General features: G+C 55.1%; 26 protein-coding genes. 8 read left to right on the forward strand and 18 right to left on the reverse strand.

All coding sequences use genetic code 11. The features are described 5' to 3' along the window. Positions 1-33: 33 nt before the first annotated feature. The 3 genes from KKW20_RS08275 to KKW20_RS08285 all read right to left on the reverse strand — a co-directional run bounded on the left by KKW20_RS08275 (position 34) and on the right by KKW20_RS08285 (position 2,224). Positions 34-1,008: a DUF3179 domain-containing protein gene (locus KKW20_RS08275; protein WP_214567414.1), complete on the reverse strand. Its 975-nt coding sequence runs from the start codon at positions 1,006-1,008 to the stop codon at positions 34-36. An 84-nt stretch (positions 1,009-1,092) separates the two neighbouring features. Next, the gene (locus KKW20_RS08280; protein ID WP_214567415.1) at positions 1,093-1,731 is read right to left on the reverse strand and encodes a peptidylprolyl isomerase; all 639 of its coding nucleotides are present in this window, start codon (positions 1,729-1,731) and stop codon (positions 1,093-1,095) included. Next, complete coding sequence (locus tag KKW20_RS08285; RefSeq protein ID WP_214567416.1) at positions 1,724-2,224, reverse strand: peptidylprolyl isomerase; 501 nt, start codon at positions 2,222-2,224, stop codon at positions 1,724-1,726. The genes KKW20_RS08280 and KKW20_RS08285 overlap by 8 nt, the downstream gene beginning before the upstream one ends. 146 nt (positions 2,225-2,370) lie before the next feature. Between KKW20_RS08285 and KKW20_RS08290 the strand changes: the two genes are divergently transcribed. Continuing rightward, the gene (locus tag KKW20_RS08290) at positions 2,371-3,561 is read left to right on the forward strand and encodes a phosphoglycerate kinase (RefSeq protein WP_214567417.1); all 1,191 of its coding nucleotides are present in this window, start codon (positions 2,371-2,373) and stop codon (positions 3,559-3,561) included. Between the two features lie 489 nt (positions 3,562-4,050). On the opposite strand, the gene KKW20_RS08295 is transcribed toward KKW20_RS08290, so the two are convergent. Together KKW20_RS08295 and KKW20_RS08300 are read right to left on the reverse strand one after the other, a co-directional pair. Further along, positions 4,051-4,905 carry an SDR family oxidoreductase gene (locus KKW20_RS08295; RefSeq protein ID WP_214567418.1) on the reverse strand — a complete coding sequence of 285 codons (855 nt, stop codon included), beginning with the start codon at positions 4,903-4,905 and terminating at the stop codon, positions 4,051-4,053. Positions 4,906-4,921: 16 nt separating this feature from the next. Then, on the reverse strand, positions 4,922-5,497 hold the full coding sequence (locus tag KKW20_RS08300; RefSeq protein WP_214567419.1) for a TetR/AcrR family transcriptional regulator: 576 nt from the start codon (positions 5,495-5,497) through the stop codon (positions 4,922-4,924). A 382-nt stretch (positions 5,498-5,879) separates the two neighbouring features. Between KKW20_RS08300 and hemP the strand changes: the two genes are divergently transcribed. The 7 genes from hemP (at position 5,880) to KKW20_RS08335 (ending at position 11,927) form a co-directional block, all read left to right on the forward strand. Beyond that, positions 5,880-6,050, forward strand: a complete 171-nt coding sequence (gene hemP / locus KKW20_RS08305; protein ID WP_214567420.1) for a hemin uptake protein HemP — start codon at positions 5,880-5,882, stop codon at positions 6,048-6,050. A 209-nt stretch (positions 6,051-6,259) separates the two neighbouring features. Then, the gene (locus KKW20_RS08310) at positions 6,260-7,153 is read left to right on the forward strand and encodes a fructose bisphosphate aldolase (RefSeq protein WP_214567421.1); all 894 of its coding nucleotides are present in this window, start codon (positions 6,260-6,262) and stop codon (positions 7,151-7,153) included. A gap of 182 nt (positions 7,154-7,335) precedes the next feature. Further along, entirely contained in the window at positions 7,336-7,638 is a 303-nt protein-coding gene (locus tag KKW20_RS08315; protein ID WP_214567648.1) for an FtsB family cell division protein, read from the forward strand. A gap of 157 nt (positions 7,639-7,795) precedes the next feature. Continuing rightward, entirely contained in the window at positions 7,796-8,785 is a 990-nt protein-coding gene (pdhA, locus tag KKW20_RS08320; RefSeq protein ID WP_214567422.1) for a pyruvate dehydrogenase (acetyl-transferring) E1 component subunit alpha, read from the forward strand. A 24-nt stretch (positions 8,786-8,809) separates the two neighbouring features. After that, on the forward strand, positions 8,810-10,192 hold the full coding sequence (locus KKW20_RS08325; protein ID WP_214567423.1) for a pyruvate dehydrogenase complex E1 component subunit beta: 1,383 nt from the start codon (positions 8,810-8,812) through the stop codon (positions 10,190-10,192). A gap of 11 nt (positions 10,193-10,203) precedes the next feature. Continuing rightward, positions 10,204-11,493: a pyruvate dehydrogenase complex dihydrolipoamide acetyltransferase gene (locus KKW20_RS08330; protein WP_214567424.1), complete on the forward strand. Its 1,290-nt coding sequence runs from the start codon at positions 10,204-10,206 to the stop codon at positions 11,491-11,493. A gap of 101 nt (positions 11,494-11,594) precedes the next feature. Then, positions 11,595-11,927, forward strand: coding sequence for a carboxymuconolactone decarboxylase family protein (locus KKW20_RS08335; RefSeq protein ID WP_214567425.1), 333 nt, complete (start codon positions 11,595-11,597; stop codon positions 11,925-11,927). A 244-nt stretch (positions 11,928-12,171) separates the two neighbouring features. Here KKW20_RS08335 and cysE read toward each other — a convergent pair whose 3' ends face one another. The 13 genes from cysE to KKW20_RS08400 form a co-directional block, all read right to left on the reverse strand. Then, on the reverse strand, positions 12,172-12,975 hold the full coding sequence (cysE, locus tag KKW20_RS08340) for a serine O-acetyltransferase (protein WP_214567426.1): 804 nt from the start codon (positions 12,973-12,975) through the stop codon (positions 12,172-12,174). 307 nt (positions 12,976-13,282) lie between these two features. After that, positions 13,283-13,576, reverse strand: coding sequence for a DUF7742 family protein (locus KKW20_RS08345; protein WP_214567427.1), 294 nt, complete (start codon positions 13,574-13,576; stop codon positions 13,283-13,285). A 1-nt stretch (position 13,577) separates the two neighbouring features. After that, a complete protein-coding gene (locus tag KKW20_RS08350) occupies positions 13,578-17,489 on the reverse strand; it encodes a baseplate multidomain protein megatron (RefSeq protein ID WP_214567428.1) in 3,912 nt (1,303 codons plus the stop codon). Continuing rightward, on the reverse strand, positions 17,489-17,941 hold the full coding sequence (locus tag KKW20_RS08355; RefSeq protein WP_214567429.1) for an NlpC/P60 family protein: 453 nt from the start codon (positions 17,939-17,941) through the stop codon (positions 17,489-17,491). Before KKW20_RS08355 ends, KKW20_RS08350 begins: the two co-directional genes overlap by 1 nt. Before the next feature lie 45 nt (positions 17,942-17,986). Further along, positions 17,987-18,904, reverse strand: a complete 918-nt coding sequence (locus KKW20_RS08360; RefSeq protein WP_214567430.1) for a DUF2163 domain-containing protein — start codon at positions 18,902-18,904, stop codon at positions 17,987-17,989. Beyond that, positions 18,904-19,536 (reverse strand): DUF2460 domain-containing protein, encoded by a 633-nt coding sequence (locus KKW20_RS08365; RefSeq protein ID WP_214567431.1) that lies wholly within the window; start codon positions 19,534-19,536, stop codon positions 18,904-18,906. Before KKW20_RS08365 ends, KKW20_RS08360 begins: the two co-directional genes overlap by 1 nt. Positions 19,537-19,548: 12 nt before the next feature. Further along, the gene (locus tag KKW20_RS08370; protein WP_214567432.1) at positions 19,549-20,211 is read right to left on the reverse strand and encodes a phage tail tape measure protein; all 663 of its coding nucleotides are present in this window, start codon (positions 20,209-20,211) and stop codon (positions 19,549-19,551) included. Beyond that, positions 20,211-20,426, reverse strand: coding sequence for a rcc01693 family protein (locus tag KKW20_RS08375; RefSeq protein ID WP_343207566.1), 216 nt, complete (start codon positions 20,424-20,426; stop codon positions 20,211-20,213). Before KKW20_RS08375 ends, KKW20_RS08370 begins: the two co-directional genes overlap by 1 nt. Then, on the reverse strand, positions 20,423-20,755 hold the full coding sequence (locus KKW20_RS08380) for a gene transfer agent family protein (RefSeq protein ID WP_214567434.1): 333 nt from the start codon (positions 20,753-20,755) through the stop codon (positions 20,423-20,425). Before KKW20_RS08380 ends, KKW20_RS08375 begins: the two co-directional genes overlap by 4 nt. Before the next feature lie 2 nt (positions 20,756-20,757). Then, on the reverse strand, positions 20,758-21,171 hold the full coding sequence (locus KKW20_RS08385; protein ID WP_214567435.1) for a phage major tail protein, TP901-1 family: 414 nt from the start codon (positions 21,169-21,171) through the stop codon (positions 20,758-20,760). Between the two features lie 24 nt (positions 21,172-21,195). After that, positions 21,196-21,606: a DUF3168 domain-containing protein gene (locus KKW20_RS08390; RefSeq protein WP_214567436.1), complete on the reverse strand. Its 411-nt coding sequence runs from the start codon at positions 21,604-21,606 to the stop codon at positions 21,196-21,198. Beyond that, positions 21,603-21,941 (reverse strand): head-tail adaptor protein, encoded by a 339-nt coding sequence (locus tag KKW20_RS08395; protein ID WP_214567437.1) that lies wholly within the window; start codon positions 21,939-21,941, stop codon positions 21,603-21,605. The genes KKW20_RS08390 and KKW20_RS08395 overlap by 4 nt, the downstream gene beginning before the upstream one ends. Then, on the reverse strand, positions 21,938-22,540 hold the full coding sequence (locus tag KKW20_RS08400; RefSeq protein ID WP_214567438.1) for a head-tail connector protein: 603 nt from the start codon (positions 22,538-22,540) through the stop codon (positions 21,938-21,940). The genes KKW20_RS08395 and KKW20_RS08400 overlap by 4 nt, the downstream gene beginning before the upstream one ends. Positions 22,541-22,608 lie beyond the last annotated feature (68 nt).

Raw genomic sequence — 22,608 nt, forward strand, 5'->3', positions numbered from 1 at the left:
CTTTTTTATTGGGTTCCCAATATGTTATCTCTGTTATTCCCCAAGCATCCATGTGCCATTTGGCCAAAACGCGTGATAGGCAAAGGCAAAAAGCACGTCATGCGGAACATCATTGCCCGCGGCATCCCGAACGCGAATGGTTCCCACGTCCCGTCCATTGGCGATACGGGCCGCATCAAGCGCGGATGCTTGCCCAGCCGCCCAAGTTAACGTGACACCCGCCTCATTCACTTCGCCCAACTCTGCCAATCGCGACATTGGCCATGCTTTGTCCCCGACACGCACCACACGGGCCAATGCGGGAACATCATGCGGAGGAAGCTCACCATTGAAAAACGGATAAGGTCGATTGCGCCCGTCGTACCCCACATATGGATTACGCCCATAGGACCGGTTGGCTTTTGGTTCATCCATCACCACCCCCTCGGGATTACGCCGCGCAAATTCCGACCAGCTTTCCATCCAAGCTGGCAGCTGGGTCAACTCGGCCCCCGTGTGCACGCCAACGATGCCGGTGCCAATCGCCTGCTGCCACCAGCTCTCTGTTTCGCGATCATACATGACCATGTCAGAGTTTCTGAGCTTGCCGGACACCCCAAACGTCAGAACCTTCCCCGCGACACGTCGGTCAAAAACCATACCTGAATTGCAAAGCGGACAAAAAGTGACGGCGATGGGCACCCCGGCCACAGTATCATTCACAATCTCATGCCATGTCAGATAGCGAATGGGATAGGCCCGAGGAAGCTCGCCGTCGATTTCCACGGTCAGCACCGGTTCGCGCGCGCCAAGGCGGACTTCATCCACAGCGGGTAAAAAACTGGGATTGGACAAAGCGGGGATCCCATCACGGCCCGGCCCGCCTGACAGGATTTCGGTCCAATTGGGAACGCTGGTTTGGCTGAAATCCGTTTTCGGAAACTCATGTTGCCAGAAATTGGGATCCGCGCGCAGCCCCTGAGCCCACAGGCCAAGGACCACAAGCATTATCGTCAGGGTTAAACGCATTGGGGCCTCCTCTCGCTGATCACACCGTGACAGAGAGAGAAGGCCCCGCAAAGCCCCGCTCACGCGGGTTTGAGCTATTGTGGGTTATTCAACCACACGCATGCTTTCCATCACATCCGCATCGCCAATCATCTGACCATTGGGGCCTTCGCCCTTTTTGATCGCCTGAACCACGTCGAACCCTTCGGCCACTTGACCCACAACGGTATATTTCCCATCAAGGAACGGACCGGGGGCGAACATGATAAAGAACTGGCTGTTGGCCGAGTTCGGGCTTTGCGAACGAGCCATGCCAACCACACCGGCAACATAAGGCTCGTCGGTGAACTCAGCCGGAATATCAGGCAAATCAGAACCGCCCATGCCCGCGCGTTCAGGGTTTTGCCCATCCACGCGACCATATTGAACATCACCTGTCTGGGCCATAAAGCCGTCAATCACGCGGTGAAACATGATGCCGTCATATTTGCCATCACGGGCAAGCTTCAGGATCCGCTCAACATGTTTCGGTGCAAGATCCGGGCGCAGTGTGATCAACACTTTGCCGTTTGCTTCACCTGCGATGGTCAATTCCACTTGGGGAAAGCTGTCTTGGGCAACCGCTGCGTTGGGCTCATAGGTTTGCGGCCACAAGGTATAGACCGCAAATCCAACAACCACAGCAACGCCTGCCAGAAAAGCCACCCAGAACGTCCGGATATCTTTTGTGGATTTATCAGACATCTGCGGCGACCTTAACCGATACCATCAGGTCCGGGTCCGCAGGTGGTTCGCCAACAGCGATTGCATCCACAAGATCCATACCTGATGTCACGCGTCCATAAACGGTGTACTGGCCGTTTAAGAAGTTATTGTCGCTGAAGTTGATGAAAAACTGGCTGTTGGCCGAGTTCGGATTGGCCGAACGCGCCGCACCAATGGTGCCACGATCATGGGGCAGTTTGGAAAATTCTGCTGGCAGATCAGGAAGATCCGACCCGCCGGTGCCAGCGTGGCGCATCATCATCGGATCTTTGCCGTTCTTCACGTCACCTGTCTGTGCCATGAAGCCCGAGATTACGCGGTGAAACACAACGCCATCATAAGCGCCCGAACGCGCCAATTCTTTCATACGTTCGCTGTGTTTTGGGGCGACATCGGGCAGAAGCTCGATGACAACAGTGCCATTTTTGAGTTCCAAAAGGATTGTGTTTTCCGGATCTTTATACTCGGCCATCTGGGCCTCCTTTTTCATATCTTATTCGTCGGCCAACCTATGCGCGCGGCGCTAGGATGAAAAGACCTTGCGATGAATTCTCCATTGGCCGTTGACCCGCGCGCATAAATCGTGTGCAAAAGCATCAGATTTGATGGAGAGATGTTATGGCCTGGAAGACACTGGACGAGATGGAACTGGCGGGGAAAGTGGTGCTGACGCGGGTCGACATCAATGTTCCGGTCAAGAATGGCACTGTGACCGATGATACGCGCATTCAACGCATCCTGCCAACACTCCGCGATATTCTGGCCGCCGGGGGGAAACCGGTGCTGTTGGCGCATTTCGGCCGGCCCAAAGGTGAACGCGTGGCGGAGATGAGCCTGTCGGTGGTGCGCCCGGCACTGGAAGCGGCCCTGGGCCGTCCTGTCAAATTTGCCGAAGACTGTATTGGGGGGCCCGCCAAAAAAGCGGTGGCCGCTCTGGAAGAGGGCGATGTTCTCTTGCTGGAAAATACACGTTTTCACGCTGGCGAGACAAAAAACGACGGTGCTTTTGTGGCCGCCCTTGCGGCCCTGGGCGACATTTATTGTAACGATGCGTTCTCAGCGGCCCATCGCGCACATGGTTCCACCGAAGGCATTGCGCGCCTGCTACCCTCATGTGCAGGTCGCTTAATGCAAGCTGAACTCAGCGCGCTTGAAGCCGCCCTGGGGCAACCGGAACGTCCCGTCATGGCCGTCGTCGGCGGAGCGAAAGTATCAACCAAGCTGGACCTTTTGGGCAATCTTGTCGAAAAAGTTGACCATCTGGTCATTGGTGGCGGGATGGCAAACACGTTTCTTGCGGCCCAGGGCATCAATGTGGGCAAATCATTGGCCGAACATGACCTGGCTGACACAGCCAATGAGATCCTGACCAAAGCCGAAGCCGCGGGCTGCGAGATTATCCTGCCCTCCGATGTGGTTGTCGCACGCGAATTTGCCGCAAACGCAGAGAATGAGGTTACGGCCGCGGATGCCTGCCCCGTTGATGCCATGATCCTTGACGCGGGCCCTGCGAGTGTTGATCGCATTATTGCCACCATGGAAAACGCAAAAACCCTGATCTGGAATGGGCCACTTGGCGCGTTTGAAATCGAACCTTTTGACAAGGCCACCAACGCGGCTGCCGCGAAGGCGGCAGAGCTGTCAGAAGCGGGCAGATTAATCTCAGTTGCCGGTGGTGGTGATACCGTTGCGGCACTGAACAAAGCACATGCAGCAGACCGTTTCACCTATATCTCCACGGCCGGGGGGGCGTTCCTTGAGTGGATGGAAGGAAAAGAATTGCCCGGCGTTGCGGCGCTGAGCGCATAAATTTGTCATATTGTTATGGGTGTCCGCATTTCTGTGTTGGCGCGCTTTGCTTTTGAAGAAAAATGCCAAGCATCCTTCGTAGCCCCACGAAGGACACCCATCGCGACACCACGAACGCCAACGTTTTCTGGATGCACACGACGATCTGAACCCTGCTCAGGCCGAGCATGACCGGATGATGATCATAATCCTTCGGCCAAAACCGGAGGCGCTCTCTGACATCGAAGCGCGCACGCTTGCGCGACAGCTCGGGTGCGACAAACACACGACCTGTCGCTGACATTTATTGTATTCAGGATCATCGGGTCCGGCAACGGACCCTTTTTTCCGGGGTCATCGAGGCAGATGAACGACCAAGGACACCCCGGAATGGGTCGCGAAAATGGGTTCGGCTGTAATGGGTTCGGCTGTGAAGACACATTTACTCAATACCGAATGCCCGGCGCCGCAAGCATGACGCCTAAGAGAACAAACGGCCCTCACTTCGCCTCATCCCAGGAACTGCTCGATGACCAGCGCCTGTTGTTTTCGCCCATCCGGGTCAAGTTCGGTCTTCAGCTTGGTAAAGGCTTCAGACCAATCGGACGTCCGGGTGCGGACCGGGGGCGTTTCTGCGGCCATGACCTGCATGACCACATCCGCGACGTCATCCGCGGTCTGGTAGATGCCCGTGTTTTGGCGATTTTGCGCGCCAGAGACGTATTTCTGAAGGATCGGCAAGTATTCATCCTCGAACATTCCGCCGGTCTGGCTGATCTGCTCCAGCACGGTATTGGCAAATTCGGAGACGATGCCGCCTGGTTCTACGGCGGTGAAGTGGATGCCAAAGGCGGGGGTGATGTAGCTCGCCATTGCCTCTGTCAGACCTTCGACCGCGAACTTCGCACCGCAATAGATTTCATTGAAAGGCTGACCGACCAACCCGCCGACGGAGCTGATGTTGATGACGTGACCCGCGCGGGCCTTGCGCATATGGGGCATGACGGCCTTTGTACAGCGCGCGACGCCCATGTAGTTGATATCGAGGATCTTATGAATGTCCGCTTCTTCAGCCTGTTCAAGGCTGCGGGCATAGCCCATGCCGGCGTTATTGACGAGCACATCGATGCGCCCCTGCTCCGCTATGACGGTCTCGACCGCATGGGTGACGGAGGTTGTATCCTGTACGTCGAGTTGCCGCACCAAGAGCGACACACCCGCCGCCTCTGCCGCCGCATCCAGGGCGTCGCATTTGGTGGTGTTGCGCATGGTGGCATAGACGGTGTGTCCGGCCTGTGCGGCCTGAACCGCAATGGCGATGCCAAGCCCGGTGGATGTGCCGGTAACAAGAACGACTTTTGACATGGGTTGATCCTTTTGGTCAGTGGTTTGCGATGGAGAGCCAGACCCGGTCGAAGGCCTTCGCAATCAGGGGTTCGGGAATTTGCTGCCCCGAGAGCACCGCGCCGCGGGCAAGTTGCATCGCCGGCGCCACCAGCAGAAGCGACAGCAGGCCAGGATCGAGGTCAGCCAACGTGCCGTCATCGACCCCGCGTCTGAGAAGCGCCGCGATATCGTCGGCGTATCCGTCAGAGATCACCTGCTGCTCTGGCAACAGGATCTTCGCGGCGGCGGCGTAGTCGAGAAACAGGAAGTCATGCGGCCGGTCGCGCACGAAGCGGAACATCCCGAACCACATTTCTCGAACGAGGCGTGCGCTGTCGGTCTCGGCGCGGTGTTGCGTGATGCTGCCATGAAACTCTGCTTTAAGCTCAATATAGATCTGACGGAGCATGTCGTCCTTGTTCTCGAAATGAACATAGACCGTGCCGGCGGACACCTTGGCCCGCTCAACGATGCGCGCAATGTTCACGGAGGAAATGCCGTTCTCGACCACTTCGGCGACAAGCGCGTCGCGAAGCTTCTTTCTGGTGTCATTCTTGCTAAGTCTTGCCATTGATCGCCCTCAGTTGATCTCGCACAATTAAGATAATGAATATTCATTATCAAGAGGGAGGCGGCGTTTTTTTTGCCGTGGACACTCGCTTTATCTGGCGCAGGCGCGCAGGTTCTGGAAGCGCTCAACGCCGCGTATTGCACGGGATATTCTTTTGGCAAACAAGGGTTGACATATTTCTGACTAATTTAGTAAGTTATTTACATCAGCCAACCGCATCAGCGGCCAGCCCCTTCAACGACTGACCAATGAGCGCGAAGATGACCCGAATTACTGACAAAAAAACCGACGCCCCCTTTGACATAATCCTACGCCTTCCCACCCCCCAAGGCCCGATTGCCGCGGCGGAATGGTTGCTTGACCAACTAGAAGGAACACGCAAATGAATGCCGCATTGCGCACATCGCGATTTGACACCCTCTCCCCGCCACAGACACCACAATACGAGGCATTGTCGCTGACCCAATACGGCAAAACGGCTCAGATCACCTTGAACGGCATGATTTATACATTGACCATTACCCGTGCCGGAAAACTTATCCTGACCAAATAAGCAATGTGGCTTTGGTAACGAGTGACAGATTTACCAATATCACCGACTTGCGTCTCAAGCGATTGGCGCGCGCCCTGCCATTCACCGTATTCAGGGCTCGCCCGCTCCTCCACCGCCTTCAGTAAACTGTTAGCGCCAGCAGAATTGCAACCGGCGCGCCACTGCCATAGAACAGGGCAAACGCCACCCTGATGTCAGACGGGACAGATATGCCAAATCAACAACAATTGGATAAAATCAAGGCCGGTAAAGGCTTTATTGCAGCGCTCGACCAGTCGGGCGGCTCGACGCCAAAGGCATTGCGCCTTTATGGTGTCGAAGAAAACGCATATTCTAATGATGCCGAAATGTACGACATGATCCATGCCATGCGTTCGCGGATCGCCAAAGCCCCCGCATTTACCGGCGAAAAGGTGGTCGGGGCCATCTTGTTTGAAATGACGATGGATCGTCAAATCGACGGACAGCCCACCGCAAGTTATATGTGGGAAAAGCGCGGTGTGGTTCCATTTCTGAAGGTCGACAAGGGCCTCGCGGACGAAGAAAACGGCGTGCAACTGATGAAACCGATGCCAGAACTGGATGCTCTGTGTGAGCGAGCAGTCGCTGCGGGGATCTTCGGCACCAAAATGCGCTCGGTCATAAATGCCGCAAACGCAGAAGGCATTAAGGCCATTGTTTCACAACAGTTCGAAGTCGGAAAACAAATCATCAGCCATGGGCTGGTGCCGATCATCGAACCCGAAGTCACCATTTCGATTTCAGATAAGGCCGCCGCCGAAGATCTGCTTTTGGCAGAGCTGACCGCGCAGTTGGACACATTGTCTGACGACCAAACAGTGATGTTGAAATTGACGCTGCCGGAAACAGCCAACCACTATGTGACGCTTGTGAACCACCCACGGGTTGCATCGGTTGTGGCCTTGTCGGGCGGCTATTCCCGCGAAGAAGCAAACGCGCGCCTGTCCAAGAACACCGGCATGATCGCAAGCTTTTCTCGGGCGCTCACCGAAGGGTTGTCCGCACAACAATCTGACGATGCATTTAATGCGACGATCGCAGACACAATCGACAGCATCTATCAAGCATCCATCGCGGGCTAGCCCACCGCAAACCTTTGATCATATGCGCCCGCAGCAATCGCTGCGGGCGTTTGCATTTGAGCAGACTTTTTTTCACCGATGATTCGTTTTTGGGATTCACAAGCCGAATCACCTATGCCATAGTGTTCTTGCACCACCCAAAAGAGGTGGGCATGAGGCAGTATCATACGGGCAAGAAACCTATGGGTAATCCCCGCGCACAATCTGGATTTGGTGGAGCAATCTACTTTGTCGTGGCTATCGGCCTCGGCATTTACTTCACCTTTGCCAGCGTGCAGGGCGACTTCGGTTTATTCCGCCGTGTGCAAATTGAGGCCGAGGCGCAAGCGCTCATTCAAGAACGCGCAGCGCTCTCGGCCAAAATTGCCCGTCTGCAAAACAAAACCCATCGCCTATCTGATGAATACCTCGACTTGGATTTACTTGATCAGCAAGCCCGGTCAGTTCTGGGATTGGTCCGCGCAAACGAAGTCGTTCTGCGCTAAACTACCCCTTCTAAAACCTCTATTGGAAACACAAGCATCGCTGCGCCGCAGCGTGCAGGTCTATTTTTTGTCGACCTGAAGCCCAAAAGGCTGTAATAGATAGTTTAATGCTAAACTATTCCAGCAAGTAGAGCTGACGCCAAAAGGAGGACGCCATATGGCAGCCCGGAAAAGCGCCAAGAAATCAAACACATCCAAAGAGGATTTGTTGACGTTCTATCGCGAAATGCTTCTCATCCGTCGATTCGAAGAGAAATCAGGACAGCTATATGGCATGGGTCTGATTGGCGGGTTCTGTCACCTATATATCGGCCAAGAGGCCGTAGTTGTTGGGCTTGAAGCCGCTGCCATTGAAGGCGACAAGCGTGTCACATCCTACCGCGATCACGGCCACATGTTGGCCTGCGGCATGGACCCCAAGGGTGTGATGGCAGAGCTGACCGGCCGCGAAGGTGGGTATTCGCGCGGCAAAGGCGGCTCGATGCACATGTTTTCCACCGAAAAGCACTTCTATGGTGGGCATGGGATTGTTGGCGCGCAGGTGCCCATCGGAACCGGGCTCGCGTTTGCGGATAAATACCTTGAAAACGGCGGCGTGACCTTCGCCTATTTTGGGGATGGTGCTGCAAACCAAGGACAAGTTTACGAAAGCTTCAACATGGCGTCGTTGTGGGAGCTTCCGGTCATCTATGTGATCGAGAACAACCAATACGCCATGGGCACATCACTGCAGCGGGCAAGTTCCACCCCCGAGATCTACACGCGCGGCGAAGCGTTTGGAATTAAGGGCGAAGCGGTGGACGGCATGGACGTTATGGCCGTGCGTGACGCCGGTTTACGTGCCACTGAATACTGTCGTTCTGGCAAAGGCCCCTATATTCTAGAGATGAAAACATACCGCTATCGCGGTCATTCCATGTCAGACCCTGCAAAGTATCGCACCCGCGAAGAAGTACAGAAAGTGCGCGAAGAACGTGACGCGATTGAACATGTGCGCGAGTTGCTTTTGCAAGGAAAACATGCCTCTGAGGAGGAGCTGAAGGCCATCGACAAAGAGATCAAAGCGGTTGTGAACGATGCGGCTGAATTCTCAAAAGTAAGCCCGGAACCCGCGCTCGAAGAGCTGTGGACCGATATTTACGCCTAATCTCAGGACAGAGGAACAAAACAGATGGCTACCGAAATTCTCATGCCCGCCCTCTCTCCGACCATGGAAGAAGGCACATTGGCCAAATGGCTGGTGAAAGAAGGCGACACCATTCAGTCAGGCGACATTCTGGCGGAAATTGAAACCGACAAAGCGACGATGGAATTCGAAGCGGTTGACGAAGGCATCATGGGGAAGATCCTCATCGCTGACGGCAGCGAAGGCGTGAAAGTGAACACACCCATCGCTGTGATGATCGAAGAAGGCGAAAGCGCGGATGACATCTCGTCTGCTGCTCCCGCACCTTCCGAGGCGGCATCTGCCCCTGTCGAAGCCCCTGTCGATACCCCTGCCCCAGCGCGCGTGGCGGCCCAACCAATCACTCCGGTCATTCCGGCCGAGGCCGATATCCCAGCCGGCACTGAAATGCGCCAAACCACCGTACGCGAAGCGTTGCGTGATGCGATGGCCGAAGAAATGCGCCGCGATGACACTGTTTTCCTGATGGGGGAAGAGGTCGCGGAATATCAGGGCGCTTATAAAGTCAGCCAAGGGTTGCTGGACGAGTTTGGCGCCAAGCGCGTGATCGACACGCCAATCACCGAACATGGCTTTACGGGGCTGGCCTCGGGGGCTGCGATGGCCGGTTTGAAGCCGATTGTTGAGTTCATGACCTTCAACTTCGCCATGCAGGCGATTGACCACATCATCAACACGGCCGCCAAAACGCGGTATATGTCTGGTGGGCAAATGTCCTGTCCCATCGTGTTCCGCGGGGCCAATGGTGCCGCATCCCGCGTTGGCGCACAGCACAGCCAGGATTATGCGGCATGGTATGCTCAAATCCCCGGTTTGCATGTGGCAATGCCCTATTCCGCGGCCGACGCAAAGGGCCTGTTGAAATCTGCGATCCGCGATCAGAACCCAGTTGTTTTCCTGGAAAACGAGCTGATCTATGGCACCAGTTTTGATGTTCCGGTCATGGATGATTACATCGTGCCGTTCGGCAAAGCGCGGATCTGGCGCGAAGGCACCGATGTGACCATCGTCAGCTTTGGCATTGGTATGAAATACGCGCTTGAAGCCGCGGATGAGCTGGCCAAAGAAGGCGTGTCCGCCGAAGTGATTGACCTGCGGACCTTGCGCCCGCTGGACTATGACACGGTGATCCAATCGGTGATGAAAACCAACCGCTGCGTGACCGTGGAAGAAGGTTGGCCAGTGGCCTCGATCGGCAACCACCTGTCCGCCACGATCATGGAGCGCGCGTTTGATTATCTTGACGCCCCCGTGATCAACCTGACCGGCAAAGACGTTCCAATGCCTTACGCCGCCAACCTTGAAAAGCTTGCGCTAGTGACCACGAAAGAGGTCATTGATGCGGTCAAAGCTGTAACTTATCGCTGAGGAGTTTGAGCATGCCTACTGAAATTCTCATGCCCGCCCTGTCACCCACTATGGAAGAGGGCACACTTGCCAAATGGCTTGTGAAAGAAGGGGATACTGTGCAATCCGGCGATTTGCTTGCCGAGATCGAAACCGACAAAGCCACGATGGAATTTGAGGCTGTTGACGAAGGTGTCATTGGTAAAATCTTGATTGCTGACGGCAGCGAAGGGGTGAAGGTGAACACGGCCATTGCGGTGCTGTTGGAAGAGGGCGAAAGCGCGGATGACATCTCGTCTGCGTCGCCAACACCTGCACCAGCCGCTGAGGCCACTCCGACTGAGGCGCCTGCGGCCGCGCCCGTCGCTGCACCGGCGGCGCCTGCACCACAAGCGACGGATGGGGCACGCATTTTTGCATCCCCCTTGGCACGCCGCATCGCGTCTGACAAAGGTCTGGATCTTGCACAGATCACTGGTTCGGGTCCAAAAGGTCGGATTGTGAAGGCAGATGTCGAAGCCACCTCCGCAACCGCACCTGTTGCAGCGCCTGCGGCCCAAACCCCAGCCCCAGTTGCTGCCCCTGCCCCGTCCGTGTCGTCGGATGCGGTGGCCGCGATGTATCAGGACCGCACGTTTGAAGAGGTCAAGCTGGATGGCATGCGCAAGACAATTGCCGCGCGCCTGTCCGAGGCCAAGCAGACCATCCCGCATTTCTATCTGCGCCGCGACATCAAGATTGATGCTTTGTTGGCGTTCCGCAGTCAGCTGAACAAACAGCTGGAAGCGCGCGGTGTGAAACTGTCGGTAAACGACTTTATCATCAAAGCCGTGGCTGTCGCCTTGCAACAAGTGCCAGAAGCCAACGCGGTTTGGGCAGGCGATCGGGTTCTGCAAATGACGGCCTCGGATGTGGCTGTTGCTGTCGCCATTGAAGGTGGCTTGTTTACACCCGTCTTGCAAGATGCCGATCAAAAATCGCTGTCCAGCCTGTCGACCCAGATGAAAGACCTTGCCGGCCGGGCCCGAGACCGCAAATTGGCGCCTCATGAATACCAAGGCGGCAGCTTTGCCATTTCGAACCTTGGTATGTTTGGCATCGACAATTTTGACGCCATCGTGAACCCTCCTCATGCGGGCATTCTGGCCGTTGGTGCCGGAGTGAAGAAGCCTGTTGTTGGCGATGACGGCGAGCTGGGGATTGCGACCGTGATGAGCGTGACAATGTCCGTTGATCACCGTGTCATCGACGGGGCCGTTGGGGCGAACCTGCTTAAGGCAATCGTGGACAACCTTGAAAACCCAATGACGATGCTGGCTTAACACACATTCAAAACATTAAATCTATTGATCTGGCTCAAGGTGGCACACAGCCCCTTGGGCCATTTCTTTGCGCAACCGAAATTCCAAATCAGGAGCATGTGATGGATTTCAAAGCACTTTTGGCGGACACCACCGCCAACACCGACGAGTACCGCAAAATCTCTCCAGATGGGGCCAAGGGGTTTTCTACAATGCACCGGGCCGCAATGAGCAACGGGGCCCTGTCGACCAAAGACAAAGAACTGCAATGCATTGCGATCGGGATCATCAAGCAGTGTAATGATTGCATCGGGTTTCATGTGCGCGCCGCGATCAAAGCCGGTGCAACGCGCGAGGAGATTGCGGAAACGGTCTCTGTGTCCATTATGATGGGCGGCGGACCCGCCTATATGTACGGATCACGCGCACTTCAGGCCTTTGATCAACTGTCGTAAGGCGGCCAAGAGATACGAACGGACAATACAAAAGGCGGTGCCTTTTGTATTGTGTTTCCAGATGACGAATAAGTCAGGCCGTGACCACGACAAGAAACAGTGCTGAAAACCCCATGACCGCAGCCAACCAAAGCTTTATCATTTTCATAAGTCCTTAGGATGTTTGAACACCACTTCCCTAAAGACATATCCGATATTTATCTTTGATTTAGAACAACTTGTACGCTGGTATCGCTTCACATGTTTACCGTTTGAAGGTTTGGTCCATGCTGACAGCAGGTTGAGAACATCCCGCTTCGCCAACGATACGCGCTGGAACCCCTGCCACAGTAACGTTTTCAGGAATCTCCTCGAGCACAACAGAACCCGCGGCAATTCGCGAACACCGCCCCACCTGAATATTGCCCAACACTTTTGCACCAGCCCCGATCAAGACACCATCGCCGATTTTCGGGTGGCGATCTTCGTCTTCTTTCCCGGTCCCGCCTAAGGTGACCGAGTGCAACATCGACACATTGTCGCCGACAACTGCGGTTTCCCCGATCACAATCGAATGGGCGTGGTCAATCATGATCCCTTTGCCGATGCGTGCGCCGGGGTGAATATCGATGCCGTAAACCTCGGAACAGCGCATCTGGATGAAATAGGCCAGATCTCTTCGTCCTTCGCTCCACAAAAAATGCGCGAGGCGATAGGCTTGCATCGCCTGAAAGCCCTTGAAGAAAAGGATCGGTTGCAACATGCGGTGGCATGCAGGATCACGTTCCAAGATCGCGGCAATATCTGCACGCGCGGCATCAGACAGCTCGGCGCAACCATCATAGGCTTCATCTGCAATCTCACGGAGCAAAACCATGCTCATTTCATTGGAGCTGAGCTTGGCGGCAAATCGATAAGACAGCGCTTTTTCCAGATTTTTGTGATGCAAGACACATGCATGCACCAGGCCGCCCAAAAGAGGTTCCTCCACGACAGCCTGGTGGCCTTCGTGTGTGATACGCTCCCAAACCGGATCAAGATTTCTCACATGCGCGCGTGTCTTGGCCATCATTCGTCCTCACATTGTCTGACAGTTCTATAACAGCTAGGGGATAAATGCCAAATGCAAAGCGGTGATCACAAAGATGTCAGCTTGGAATGGGGCTGGAATTTGATCGTTCTGACGCGGCTATCCTGGGTGTGCGAAAAGCGCTTGATTGGCGACGTTTATTGCACCGCCATCAAGCAGATCAGATTGGGTCGCAGACCGGTCTATACCGGCCCAAACCGACAAACGCCCCCCCGATCGGGTCGAGGGGGCGCGCTGTTTAACCCAACACCTGTGCAACACCTCTCAGCGACGCAATCGGGGCACCTCAAGTTGCTTTTCTTGCACGCAACATCTTTAGCGCCGCGTAAATGGTCATCATGCAGTCACAGTAATCAGGGTCATCCTGATATGGTTCACGCAGACGGGCCATTCCTTTCGCGACAGCCGCAAGGCTGCCATTGCCCCATTTGGGATGCGCGGCCCCGGTGACAAACCGATATCTGTCCGCCGCGTTGGCCCGTGCGATCATCCGAACGATCGCATCCGGCCTTCGTTCTGCCTGTATCATCAATAAAGCACAGGCCGCGGCGGCCACATCACCTGGAAGGACCGGACGCATATTAAGCCCCCACAGTGATCGATGCAAACACCCCAGGCCCGAACCGATCAGAGACTTGGGCAACCTCCACGGTAAACACACCACTGACACCGTCAGCTGTTTGCATGACAGCATCATAGGTCCAGTTTGGCACGGTCGTCTGCTCTTCGCGCAAAACACTCCCGCCTTGGGAAATTCGCACCATGTATACTTCTCCAGCTTCGCCCAGCGGCACCTCGCCTATCCCCCAGTGATCGCCATCAACACGCGTTCTACGCACCCAGCCGATGGCCAGATCACCCGCACCAACATCTGTTGCGGTCAGGAAAACTGGTGCATAGGGTCGCAGCCCAATTCCTTGAAATGCCACGACCTTATGCTGAAAACTTGCGTCACTATAGGGCAAGCGCGCGGATCCGATGCGGTAATGACGATCCACCCCGCGCGCCGAGGACGGAAGGCTGATTTGTTCTGCGCGACCGTCCAGCAAAACAAAATAGCTTCCCACGGGCCAAGTGTCGGGCATCAATGCATCCGTTCCGGCCTGACCGCGCAAACGCCCCGAAAGCTCGTATGTTCGCTCGCCGACCAAAGTCGCGGTGGTGAACTGAAACACCTCCCAGTTTTCCGGGCTTCCGTCGCCAATCGCCGCGACATTTGCCCCATTCAACAGGTCGGAAAGTGACACGCTCGACAACGTACCATCAATCAGTTTCACCCGCACAGATGCACCGCGATCCAACATCCCTGCGCTCGCTTTGTTTAATACCGTTTCGGTCACGCCGATGGTTGCGCGTCGATCCAAGATCGTATTCACGGCATAGCCGTTGTCAGAGGCCGACGAATACACGGCAACCTTACCCAACCACGGCCGCGATGACGCAGCGATATGGGGGGCATGAGGTTCTTCGTCTCCGGTGATCAGCGGCAAATCCAAAAACAGTGGGAATGCCGGCGGTGGCGTCACAAACGATTTGTGCACAACCGTTGCTTCTTTTGTGGCTGTCGGGCCATAAACACCCGCCTCAACTCGTGTTGCTTGTACAACCTGCACACCGGCATGTTCGATATGATCCATCCGAAACAATTCGGTCCCAGCCTCCGTGGCGATTTCCACCACCTCACCAGCCGTTTTTCTAATCTCAGACGGCGGCAATGAGAAATTGGCACGATCGCGTGCGATCCGGGCTTCAGCGAGCCAGCGTTCAGAAATATCCTGAGCCTCCGCTTGGGTCAAAATGAGTGGTATTTCACTTTGAGACACGGTCTGATTGCCGTCGTCAGGAAAGATTGCCTCCGCTGAACGGACTTCATAATCCCCTTCACTTTCCACAAAGCTCAGGCGGACCCGGCCAGCAACATCGGCTTCGCCGTCACGAATGCGTTCAAGCGTCGTGTTCTGTTCTGACGTCAGGGCCATTTTCTCAGGATCAAGCACATGATCAGGCCGTCCTGTCCGCGTGCGGAAATGCAGGACACCTTCATGTTCTGAAGCTTCAAACCCATAGGCAAGCATGAGTGGCTGCAATGCCGATCGCCCGGAAGAGATATCTTTCACGACATACCCACGAACAAGTCCATAAAGCTTCGAAACATCGTAATTTTTCAAACCAGAACGATCACATACCTCGGATACAACAGACGCCAACGAACGCGACGAACTGCGCCCATTCAGCCAATGACCCCGGGTATAATTCACGCCGTCGCTCCACAGTTCCAGATTATTTGGAAATGCTGGGAACGGGCGTGCATCCCACGCCCAAATATGCGCCCGACCCATGTCGATCATTTGCACATCCGTGGCCGAATGTGTCGGGTTGTTTGAAACATCGCCCCAATACTCATTCATGGCGCGCACATATTGCATCTGGATCAGGTCATCGCGACGCCCAGTAGAGTATTGCGGCAAGGTGGATTCCGAGCTTTTCGGATCGAGGAATTTATTCGGCTCATTGGTCGCCTTATCAATCGCAGCACACCCCATTTCAGTGAACCAAAATGGCTTGGATCCAGGCAACCAATCCGTGGGCAGCGGGTGGCGCATGCCACCAATCCGATTGTGGTGCGAGCGATACCACCAATTCCGCAAATCTTTGTACCTGTACACCCAAGGTTCATCATGCGCGCCATCGGTGATCGGGCTGCGGTTTTGGGCATCACGGTCTGTTTGTGAAGCATAATACCAGTCATACCCCTCCCCACCTTCGATGTTCAATTTCAGATAGTCGAGGTTGTAAATCGAGCCGTGATGCCCATCGAGATGTTCAAACCCATCACGCCAATCAGACAGCGGCATGTAGTTGTCTATCCCGATGAAATCGATGTCATCATGGCTCCACAGTGGATCAAGGTGATAATAGATATTTCCAGATCCATCCGTCGGGCGATATCCAAAATATTCTGACCAATCCGCCGCATAGGAAATCTTAATGTCCGGCCCGAGAATGGCACGCACATCTTGAGCCAATTCAATCAGCTTCTCGACCACAGGAAAACTGTGCCCCGCCCCGCGAATTTGTGTCAACGCGCGCAGTTCGGACCCAATCAGAAATGCATCCACCCCGCCCGCATCCGCACAGAGATGGGCGTAGTGGAGAATGAAGCGGCGATAGGAAAATTCTGCCGGGCCGGTATAATCCACCCCATTGGCCGTCACCGAAAAATCAGAGGCTTGCGCCAGCCCAAAAAACGCATCGACTTCGGCTTCGACAGCGCTGGTGCTATCGGGCGATCCAGATACGCCCGGTGCAAGCGACGTGGTAATACGCCCGCGCCAAGGCAGCTTAGGCTGTCCAGTCGTCCCAGTCCAAGGATCAACAAGTGTATTGCCCTGAAGTTGCTCCATCAAAATGAAGGGATAGAACGTCACCTTTTTCCCTTTGGCCGCCATCGCGCTCAGCGCTTCTTTGACGGATTGGTCAGTTGGCGTTCCACCATAAACCGCGCGTCCGTCCTCAATCGGGACAATGCCCGCCGCCGCCCGCGAGATCCCCGATACGGACCAGGGCATCGTGTCACCATCCTGCGACTGTTGCTCTACCTTCGGTTGGATATCGCAGTTCGCACAGCGCAGGTCGGACCCAAACCACGAAACGATCAAGGAAGTTGCGCCGCAATTGGGCAGGTCGTTTTCCAGAATATCCAACGAGGTCGCAAAATCGGTCAGGCCCGATGGGCTGTTGGAGTTGCTCAATCCGGCGACACCAGGCTCTGCAGTAAAAGCCACCTTTGACGTTGCCAAAGCGTATTCCCCGGTGCCCGGAATGATCGCAACGGCATTGGTGCCTCTCGACAACTCGGGCACCTGATCCGCTTGCTCAGGGCGCACGACTTCAAAGCTGAGCTGAGGAACACGATTGCCAAATTGGCCGAGTTCGAGATCCTCAATCACCACATAAGCCGTGCCGCGATAGGCAGGCACATTGCCAGCCCCCATCACTGCTTCGATTTTTGGGTCGGGCAGTTGGCTATTGTCCCCGGGGTACACGCGCATGTTCAGATCACTGATCGCAATCTCATTGCCATCCGCCCAAATACGGCCGACCCGTGTTATTTCACCTTCACATAAGGCAATCGCAAGGCTGATAGAATAGCTGTAGCTTGTCACTTTGGGCTGGCTTGGTGCGCCTTTACCGCCTCCGGACGTTTCGGATTGCTCCTGAAACCGGGTTGCCCAAATCACCTGTCCTGACAGGCGCGCACGTCCATAAAGCTGCGGAATTGTTGTCCCTTCAGACGCCCCGGTAAGGCGTAACCGATCGACACGGCCCGTTTCAATCGGATCCGACCCTCCCCCCAATATTTTGCTATCAATGGCGCGCCCCAAAGTTGCGCCGATGGCCTTACCTATCGCCACAGACGACAGACCCAAAAGTCCACCGCCAACCGACGCGCCAAATGCGGCGCCAACGCCAGCCAATACAATCGTAGCCATCAGTCAATCCTTTCCGGAAACGCAAATACCGCAACAATGCGGCGCGCCCACGGGGCCGACAGGGGGCTTTCAACCACCCCGTGCCCACTATAGGCGTGAACAAAAGTTTGATACGGGTCATCAGACCCAAGAATTCCGAGGTGTTTGGCCACCGCATCCTGCCGCATTCGAAACAGCAGTACGTCGCCAGCTTTGGCGTCCGCTGGGTCTTTTTCGGTTAAGACATCAGCGGCACTGTTCCAAAGGCTTTCCAGGCCGGCGGGCTCGGACCAATCTTGCGAATATGCAGGAATTTCCATAGGTTCCGCCCCTAAGACAGACCGCCAGACCCCTCGGATCAACCCAAGACAATCCGTACCTATCCCTTTGCAGGACGTTTGATGTTGATAGGGGGTGCCAATCCATTGCTTCGCTTCAGCCAACACAAGCTGGTTTTGTTTGAGAGCTTTCATGGTCACATCCTCAAAATGAAAATTGTCATTATCGCGTGAATTCCACTAAACGGATGTCGCCTCGGCACCCCGTCCGTTTGCTAAATTGCCCCCATCATTTTGCTCAGAAGCAACGGGATATGACATCAGCCAATCCTCCCCTGGAATGTCGGGAAAACCTTGGAAATTCAAAAGATTACTGAACCGAGCCTTGCAGGTCTCAGGTCGCTTATCACAGCCTGCCTCAAGTTGGATCAGATCGCTCAGGTGCATTTCAGCCCGGATCGCTTCCCAAAGCTCGATTTTCCGGCGGCCGTCAGGCAGGGTGGTATCTTTACGAATGATACCGACAAGCCCGGCACCTTCACCGGATTTCACCACGAACCGACCGCGTTCAAACCAACCGTCTTCAAAGCCAGTAAGTCCCTCAAAAGTAAACTCGATTTCGCTTTTGTTGATTACGGCCGAGGCTTCGGTCGAAAATGCAGGATCCGCGAGGTTTACCGTGCAGCGCTTATCGCCAAGGATGGCCCCACATGGCTTTTGATAGGCGCGCCCCTGAGGACGGTTGAGTTTCTCGGTTTGCCCAACCAGCTCTGCACGAAAGCCACCGGCCTCTCGCGTCAATTCACCAACCGTTCCTCGGAACTGAAGGTAGGATTGCGAAGGGGCCTGCCAGTTGACCAGCCACGCCTCGACCAATGCGCCGTCAAAACGCCCAGCCCTGATGTCTTGTTCTGTGATTGAGGCATCACTCAGCAAACCCAAAGCTTCTGTGTTATCGACGGAAAGCCCTGTTGTTTGCTCAAGCGCGTGGGCCGTTAAACCCGTATCAGCCTTGCATAAAACCGTGCCCACCATCAGGTCGCTGTCATGGTCAGTGAACCCATAGGTTTCACCATCTTTGCGCGTCATCACCCAGCACCGGGCCACCGTTGTGACACCTGTGGCAAAATGATTTTCAAATTGCTCGGAAATCGCCATTACACACGGACCTCCACCACAGGGACATTGGGCCCATTGCCGGCTTGAAAGGAGGCGACGGATGTATGGATCCGATCGGTGTCAAAGCGCACAGGAACATCAAATTCAAATCCTGCCGTAACTTCAGCGCCATTTTCAGGGGCCGTGACAAAGGTCACTAGGCCGGTATTTGCGTCATATGAAAAATGAACACCTTCAACCAACGGGTCGCCTTGAAGGCCAATCGTGACCGTCCCGACCACTGGCTTTTGGATGGGGCGTGCATAGGATTGATCTCCGCTCCAATATGTCTTGATCAATTGCCATTCAACGCGGGTTCCATCCCCCACCCCAATCACCTGGTCATGGTATTCCGGATCGACGGAAGGGGCCGAGCTTTTAAAGTCCGACCAATCTTTCCAGCGAAACCCGTGCAATTGCCCGCGACGTGCCTCAAAGAACGCAATCAGCGTCTCGACATCATCCAGGCTGCGCATCCCAATCCCTGCATCATATCGACGCCGAGAATGCTCCCACGGGGTGTTGCGCTCTTCGAACCCGTTTGCCAGCGTCACAACCTCTGTGCGCCGTTCTGGTCCACCAACCGAGCCAAAACTTAGATTGGCCGGAAACCGAATATCATGAAAAATCATCTTTTTCCCTCCTTAACGGTGCCGTTGCCCACGCGACAGCGCACGCGACATTTGTGATGCGATCTGGCTTTGCGACCGGCGGAACCCTTCCACATCAGGCGTGGAGATATTCATCGTGATATTAATGGGTTGCCCGCCGCCTTGGGTGCGCACACCCAGGCTTCCGTCCGCACCGCGAGACAACGGCATAATCGCCTCTGGCCCCGCCTCGCCCATTAATCCCATCCCATTTGACATAGGAAAGGTTGTGGCACTTGAGACCACGCCACCTTTTGCAAATGGCATCACCTTGCCCTGCGAAAACGCACCACCTTTTTCAAAGGCGAGAAACCCATTCATCACGGACCCCATGCCTTGCGCCAAGATCCCACCAAAATGGTCAGTCACCGGCTTTAACGCCGCATTATAGGCGGTTTGGGACATGCTGTTCGCGAGCCCTGTAAGGGCGTCTGAAAGCTTTGCACCATCAAAAACAAGTCCATCAAACGCCTTTTTCAAGCCGGAACTAAACCCTGACGAAAGCTTGTTTACATCGACATTCAGATCCGAAATCGTTGAATGCACACCCTTAAGCTCCGTTGAAAAGGCAGCCGCCATAGATTGTGCATCCCCCAACGAGGAACCCAACGCGTCGACCTGATCGTCGAAACTATCCAGCATCTCCAATCCTGACATCAAATCTCTCCTTCATGTGCGGGGGGATCATCGGGATATTGCGCTAAAAGCTCGTCCAGACGTGCCCGCATCGAGGGCGCGCCATGGGCCTCTTGCCCCAGCATCACCATCAATTCGTTAGGGGTAAGCGCCCAGAACTCAGCTGGGCGCAGACCTAATTTTGTGAAACCAAGTCGCATAAGCTGCGGCCAGTCAAATCCTGGGCGCGTTGTCACGAGGTGGCCTCGGACACTTCGGGAACAGAGAACGCCCTTGCCAGCAATTGCCCCGCCACTTTCGCCGCCTGCATCGGGCCACCCGCAATTTCAGCCGCCAAAAGATCAGCGGCTTGGCCAGACCATCCTCCTCCGCGCAAACCCGCAACAATCAGCGCAAGAACATCGCGTGAAGAGAAGGCCCCGCCCTCAAAGCGCTCTACCAAAGCCACAATCGTGTCTTCCCCCAAGTTCGCTTCCAGTTCGGCAAGCGCACCCAGCGTCAACTTCAACACCTGATGTTCACCATCAATGGTCAAAGCGACCTCTCCCGTCCAAGGATTGGCCATGATCAAAGCGCCGTAAAGTTCAGCTCACCTGCTGACGCCATCGCCAGCTCATAAGTGGCTTCGCCATTGTGGGTACCCGCATATTCAATCGATGTGATCATAAATGCCCCTTCAATGGTGCCAAAGTCCGGCACGATCACTTGGAAATTGGGCACTTCATTTTCGAAGAAAATTTGCCGTGCGCGCTCATCGGTCGTGGCATCACGAAACACACCCGAACCTGAAATATTTGCCGATTTCACACCAGCGCCACCAAGCAGTTCACGCCAACCACCCTGGCTTTCAAGGCTGGTCACATCCACGCTTTCCGCATTAAAGCTGATCCGCGTGGCCCGCAGACCCGCGATGGTTTCAAAAACACCCGCACCGGTCATGTCGAGCTTGATAAGAAGGTCTTTGCCTTTTTGGGCTACCATTGGGTCACTCCATTATTGAAACGATTAGGTGTCTTGAACACGGGCGTGGAAGGTCAAATCGATCCGTCGCACATCCGCGTCTTGAACACGGCGGGCTTTCGCCCGATTGAAATTGAGGTAAACAAGATTGCCGCGCGCCAAGATCAACGTCGCATCAACCAAACTATCTGACACCGCAGCGGCAACTTCTTTTGCTTGCTGAAAGCCAGCCGCATCTGTCACAACTGAAACGGTGAATTCATGTAATGCCCCATGGCCGGTCATATCCGACTTTTCGACCACATCTTCCGGGCCAATGGACACAAAGGTTCCGGTGATAATACCAGCCGGAACAGCATCATAAATTGCGGTCCCCACAAGCGTATCCAATGTGCTATCGGCCTGAAGACGCTGATAGACTGCTTGTTGAAGGGCCGCTGAAACACCATAACTCATGCTGATACCTCTTCTTTTGCAAAGCACGTCAGGTATTGCGCGCTTTGATCCGCTTCAGTCACTGCAAGAATGCGAAAAAGCCGCGCGCCAGCCCGAAACCGTTGTTCAGGTTTGGGTCGGGACGGGGCACCATGCGGTGCAGCCCTGACTGTGATCCGAAAGCTGATGGACGAGAGCGTCACATGATCGGCGGCTTTTTCATTGCCGGTGCCGGCTTTGATTTCGGCCCACACGTCCCCAAGGGCCGCCCAGGTTTCAACAAAGCCACCCGCACCATCCGGGTTGCGCTGCGGTTCTTCCAGCGTAAGTTTACGGTTTAGGACGGGCGCTTTCATGCCGCACCCCCACCGCCAAACAGACGTACAACACGGTATTTTTGGATAAGGGCAGAGACCCCAAAAGGAAGGTCACCCTGCCCCATCCCCGCACCAGAACGGTGTTCGTAAAAATAGGTCGCCAACATCAGAACCGCTTGTGACAGGTCCGCTGGAATATCGGACCAATCTGGACCAAATCCCGCATCAAACCCAATTTCAACTTGCCCCGCAACCGGGATCGCCGGAAGGCAAATTCCAGTTGATACAAGCTTGGGTCGATGAAGATCTGGCTCTAAAGTGTAACGGTCCGTATTAATCACCTCTTCCGCGCCAAGGCGGTCAGTGATTGTCAGGCTGGTAATGGCACCAACAGGACCAACAGGCAGCGCCTGTGATGCAAGGTCACGCCATGCGGTCAAGGTCCAGGTATACGCGCGGGTGATAAGGACCTTGCCGGTGCGGGCCTCAATTGCGGCCATCGCAGCCCGCAAATAAGTCTCAAGCACCGCGTCCTGCACCCCGTCATCGGCAAACCCGGTACCTAGCCGCAGGTGGTCCTTGAATTGGGCGACCGGCATGGCCGTGCCCGGCACAGTGGTCTGCTCGACTAACATCATGGATCATCTCCGAAATTCGGGCCCCTCGCGTCAGGTGAAAATGGATGGGTGGGCACGCACTGTCCGTA

Origin of the sequence: Aliiroseovarius lamellibrachiae (assembly GCF_018599245.1) — a bacterium.
Taxonomy (GTDB): domain Bacteria; phylum Pseudomonadota; class Alphaproteobacteria; order Rhodobacterales; family Rhodobacteraceae; genus Aliiroseovarius; species Aliiroseovarius lamellibrachiae.